Annotated in this window: 2 protein-coding genes; both read right to left on the bottom strand. The window is 41.8% G+C overall.

What is annotated here, in order from left to right; translation table 11 throughout:
* Nucleotides 1–757 (bottom strand): IS91 family transposase (locus tag BZG01_RS21335; RefSeq protein ID WP_180327430.1); only part of this gene is annotated, 757 nt, incomplete at its 3' end.
* The coding region (locus BZG01_RS21340; RefSeq protein WP_180327431.1) for a tyrosine-type recombinase/integrase at nt 750–1,070 on the bottom strand (321 nt) is incomplete at its 5' end. The genes BZG01_RS21340 and BZG01_RS21335, both read right to left, overlap by 8 nt.

Raw genomic sequence — 1,070 nt, forward strand, 5'->3', positions numbered from 1 at the left:
GATATTTTACAACTGCCTGAATTCCTGCCATTGGTTTTTCAATATTCACATTCCAGCTTGTTTTATAGAGAACATTCTTAATCCTGTTCCATTGAAAATGCTCAGGAATATTAAGCTGTTTTTGTTCTATCGCCTGATTTATACTCTGGCACAGTATGCCCCGAAACAAACTGCTGATTACCTTTTTGGGAGCTAAGAAGTTGTTCTTACATGGCACCCATTCCATCTGATCATCAGATAATCCACCTGAAGGGATGATCATATGAATGTGCGGATGCTGATTCAGTGTTTGTGTCCAGGTATGCAGAACAGCAACAGCTCCAGTCTGAGCTCCTAAAAATTTTGGATTACCTGCGGCCTTACTCACAGCCTGCCATGCAGCTTGAAATAGTGCATCATACAATTTCTTTTGGTTCAGATAAACCAGCCCGTTCAACTGATGTGGAATGGTCAGTACCAAATGAAAGTGTTTGCAATCCAGTAGCTTTGATTGTAATTTATCTACCCATTTTGCCTGTTTGGTAAACTGGCACTTGGGACAATGTTTGTTTCTGCACGAATTGTAGGCCTGCCTCTGATAATTGCAGGAATTACAGCAGCAGCTGTGCCCGCCCAGTTCACTTGTTCTGCATGCGCAGATATCCCGGAAAGCCTTTCTTTGCTGCTCAAACAGGTTGTAAGTGTTTAAGTATTGCCTGTTCTCCCTTAAAATAGCTGCCAGCTCGTACCGGGTTCTTCTATTTTCGATTTTATCCATGAGTTTCGTTTGTTTTGATTTCCAGTAAATCAGGTACAGGTATTGAGCAGGTATCGGCAACATGCAGGTAAATGGAAGTTGTTTTCATGGCATTATGCCCTAAGATCAACTGCAGCTGTTTCAGGTTTATCCCCTGTTCCAACATGTGAGTGGCAAAACTGTGCCGAAGAGTATGGGGAGTGACTCTTTTGTTTACTTTACTCTTTAGAGCCGCTTTACGCAGAATATTACGAAATGAGGTAGGTGAGTACTGCATATCAGGCCTGTAACCTTCAAATAAAAACCTGGCAGGCCTGTACTTTTTATAGTATTT

The organism is Labilibaculum manganireducens (assembly GCF_002843385.1).
GTDB lineage: Bacteria > Bacteroidota > Bacteroidia > Bacteroidales > Marinifilaceae > Labilibaculum > Labilibaculum manganireducens.